The 3,995-nt window shown below is 52.8% G+C and carries 3 protein-coding genes; all 3 read right to left on the bottom strand.

Features of this window, described 5'->3' with window-relative positions; all coding sequences use genetic code 11:
- Positions 1–143: 143 nt before the first annotated feature.
- Genes JYB63_RS10380 through JYB63_RS10370 form a run of 3 tightly spaced genes read right to left on the bottom strand, consistent with a single transcriptional unit; the run spans position 144 to position 3,733 of the window.
- The gene (locus JYB63_RS10380; protein ID WP_205657812.1) at positions 144–911 is read right to left on the bottom strand and encodes a SapC family protein; all 768 of its coding nucleotides are present in this window, start codon (positions 909–911) and stop codon (positions 144–146) included.
- 48 nt (positions 912–959) lie between these two features.
- Entirely contained in the window at positions 960–1,772 is an 813-nt protein-coding gene (locus tag JYB63_RS10375) for a hypothetical protein (protein WP_205657811.1), read from the bottom strand.
- Positions 1,772–3,733: a TolC family outer membrane protein gene (locus tag JYB63_RS10370; protein ID WP_205657810.1), complete on the bottom strand. Its 1,962-nt coding sequence runs from the start codon at positions 3,731–3,733 to the stop codon at positions 1,772–1,774. Before JYB63_RS10370 ends, JYB63_RS10375 begins: the two co-directional genes overlap by 1 nt.
- Positions 3,734–3,995 lie beyond the last annotated feature (262 nt).

The following is a 3,995-nucleotide window of genomic DNA, read 5'->3' as shown; positions in this document are numbered from 1 at the left end:
AGCCTTGAACCCATTGTCAGCCCCTTCCGAAAGGGCTCTCGTTTATCGTTATATGCTGCCGTCTCCGTGGCAATGCACGCCCCTGCGTGCTTAATAAATCCGGGTGCAGTTACTCCGTTGCACCACTGTCTGAATCAGCTGATTCAGTGCTGAACATCTGCCTCGGCAGACGCAGCTGTGTCCGCAGCCGCCGGCTGAGGCATGTTCTGCAGAACCTTGTTCAGGTTGCGCATAGACTGCAGGTGCAGGTAAATCAGCTCCAGACCGTCATTGGCCATCAGTGCTGCCAGCTCTTCCTGCGGCATCGCTTTCAGCTTGTCACGGCTGATCACTTTAAAGCCTGTCAGGGTGCGTTCTTCACCGGACGGTAAGGTGAACTTAGCGCCCATATCTTCGAACAGATCCAGCTCATTAAGCTTCTGGCAGAACGCCTGGGTGCGCTGATAGTGGCTCTGATAATCCTGCAGGAAGTCCACTACTTTGGTCAGGTACTGGGTTTGCTCACCGTCAGCATCGAACAGACGCTCACCGCGGCCTTCCTGATTACAGCCTTCATAGTTTTCATCCAGACACAAGGTCAGGGTGTTGCCGTCATCACTGCTGGCGAAAACAAACGGATAACGACGGATAAACGCCGGTACATAGTTAGCGTTCCAGCTGCCATCTTCGGCGACATACAGGTTTTCGTCTTCACGAACGCCCATTACAACCACCGGCAGCACTTCATCACCGTTACCGGCAAATACAATACTGTAATCTTCAGCGGCATTCGGGAATTCCACAGCCATCAGAGGGACTGAATTAACCTGCCGGGCAAAGCTGTAGTTATTTCCGGCTTTAATTGACCAGTCAACATGGCGCTGTTTATTTACTGCTTCTACCTGTCCGTAAATCAATAATTGCGTTGCCACTTGTATATCCTCTTTTTTCTCCCGCCATCAGACAGCGGTTAACAAAACTTATACTGCTTCCGGCGCCTGTTCAGTGACGCCGAAATACAAGGTAAAAAATACCTGCCCGTCCCGGCCGGTACCTGCTGATACATGGCCCAGTACTTTATCGCCATGGGTTTGCAAAAATGTTTCCACCGGCTGGTTATCCGGTTGCTGCAACTGCCAGGTTTGCCGGATCAGATCCGCCCACTGCGTGACTGTCTGCTCCAGGTCGTACAGGTTCAGATCGAACGACTGCCGAACACTGCCAGCTTCTTCCACTTCCAGCATCAGCAACTGCTTTGCAGGCAGAACCTGCAGCGCCCGCTCCAGATAAGCCAGTGCCAGTTGGCAGGCCTCACTGCCAGGCGCCTGAAAACAGGCTTCAATGGTTCGCCGCAGTTCAGTTTCTGTCTGTTCCGGCCGGCACATATACCGGCTGCTGACAGGGCTAAGTTCAGTTCCCCATTTCAGGGCATCATAAACCAGGAGTCTTGCCTGCGGGTCATACTTAAGACCAGCGTAAAAATCACCGGCACGTTCCAGATAAATCTTCAGCACCGGGCTGGCTGCCGGTTCAAAACCAAAGTGCAGCAGGTCCGCCCGGGGCAGCCCCTCTTCCAGCCACTGCCATACCGGTGTCGGTATCGCCTGACAGGGCTCTTCCGGCAAAAAATGCTTCAGCCCTTTTGAGGCAAAAGCATCTTTATGGGTGCTGATCAGGAAGCGGTCATTTAATGCCTTTCCCGGCACCAGCTTGCAGGAAGTCTCGTAGCCGAACGGCACACCGGTTGCCGCGAACGCTGCCTTAAAAGCAGATGCCAGTTCAGCAACCTGCATTAAGCACCGCTGCCCGGCTGACGGTACAAATCCTGCAGCGTTGAAACGTTACGGACCCAGATTCCCTTTTGCACCGCCACCGGCATTTCTGCCACTGCGGCTTTGGCATCGGCAACTGTGCTGAACGGTGACGTAATCAGTACAAACACCACCTGCCCTGACTCCCGCTCGGTACGGTAATAAGCTGCCTGATCTTCCAGCCCGTGACGGCGAACAAACTTCTGAATACCTTTTTCATTCGCACCTTTAGCCAGCTGCACCACAAAGGCGTCATTCGGTAACTGATTCAGCCAGCCATCGGCCTGCATCTCAGTGCCGCTGACGGCTGCAGCGGCTTTAGGAGAGACAAAGGAAACCGCTGAAGACATATCTGAAGCTGCCGTATCAGTAGTGACAAGGGCATCGCTTTCAACCGGCGACACCTCAGCCAGCAGCTCATCGCTATAAACAGAAGCGCTTTCTTCATTCAGAAAAACCACACTGCGCACCTGAACGCTGGACTGCACGCCAGACTGTACGTCAGCTGCCGCTAAAGACTCCGCCCCGACTGAACCGGACGTCAGCACCGCTGCATTGTCCTGCGCCTGCATGGCATCAACATCTGTCGTCACTTCTGTTCCCTGAAGCTCGGCATTGATTCGCTCAAGATCCTGCACACCCAGGGTGCCGGCCGCACGTTTCAGCCGCAGGGTATTTAACAGATATTCATAACGGGCTGCGGAAAAATCACTGCGGGCAATGAACAGATCCCGCTCTGCATCCAGCACACTGACGCTGGAAATCAGACCGGATTCGAATGAAGTACGCTTGGCATCCACCGCCAGCTCATAGGCATCAACCGAACGCTGCAGGGCATTAACCTTGGTGATCGCACCGGCAACACCGCTGAAAGCAGCCCGGGTTTCACGGCCGGCTTTGCGCCATTCCTGTTCCAGCTCATCTTTGGCTTTATTATGCAGATTGATGGTTTCACGCACTTTGGAGGAGACAGCACCGCCGGAATAAATCGGCAGGGTAAACTTCAGCAGGATGTCCTGGGTTTCAACTTCGTTGCCACCGCCGAACAATGAACCGCCGTTATCCACATTCTGATGGGTCACCACCAGATCCAGTGTCGGGTAATGTCCGCCCTTCTGAAGGCGTGCTTCCTGCCAGGCAACTGCCAGGGCACTTTGCTTAGCCAGCAACATCGGGTTCTGTTTCTGAGCACTCTCAACCCAGGTCTGTACATCAAGTGGCTCAGGGCTCACCAGTTCCAGTCCGTCACCCAGGGTAACCAGGGAATCAGGCAGCGTGCCGGTCAGTTCCCGCAGCCCCTGAATGGCATCCCGCAAGTCATTACTGATTTCAACCTGACGGGCCTGCGCCTGCATATAACGGGCCTGCGAATCCAGCAGGTCGGTCATTCTTGCCAGACCTTCCTCACGCTGGTTCTGTACCAGTTCATAGTGCTTTTCCAGCGCAGTCACTTCGGCGGTCACCGCCAGATAACTGTCACGTTCTTTAAGTGCTGTGAAATAAGCTTCCGCCACACGCATCACCAGATCCTGACGAACATCCTCCAGTTCGGCAGCGACACGTTTAACGTCTTCTTTGGATTTCTTGAAGCCAGCCCAGTTGGCAAAGCTGTATACGGACTGGGTGATCGACAGACTGTACTCGTCGATCGGATAGGACGTACTGCCGGAACCGAAAACAGGGTTTTCGCTGCTGACAATGTCCTGCGACCTTTCAGTATGGGAAATATCAAACTTAATATTCGGCAACAATAATGCCAGTGCCTGATCATAGACTTCTTTAGATGCCTCATGATCATGAAACCCTGCCAGATAGACAGGATCGTTTTCCCGTGCCTGCTGGTAGACCTCCAGCAGATTTTCGGCCTGTACGGACGCCGGCAAAACTGCCGTCCACAGTAAAGTAGCGCCCACGCGAGAGCGAAGCTGTTTCAGCTTAGCCATGCACCATATCCCCCGATATTTTTAGAATTATATTCTGGTGCTGCAGTTAATCAGCTTTCAGCAGTAAAACGCATCTAGCAAGTTATGATTTCCTTATCTTGCTGAAAACATTTGCTTTCTTTGCAGCTAATTAAACATTGGTGTCAATAGTAGCACACTTGTTTCCCTTACTCTCCCCTGAACAGCATTTTCAAAACAGGTAGTTTAAATACATAAATAGCGGGCCACATAAATCCGTTCACAACCCAAAACGCAGAACTTG

Source organism: Aliamphritea spongicola (assembly GCF_017051665.1).
Classification (GTDB): Bacteria; Pseudomonadota; Gammaproteobacteria; order Pseudomonadales; family Balneatricaceae; genus Amphritea; species Amphritea spongicola.
The sequence above is the reverse complement of the archived record's forward strand: the minus strand, read 5'-3'. Positions and strand labels throughout refer to the sequence as shown.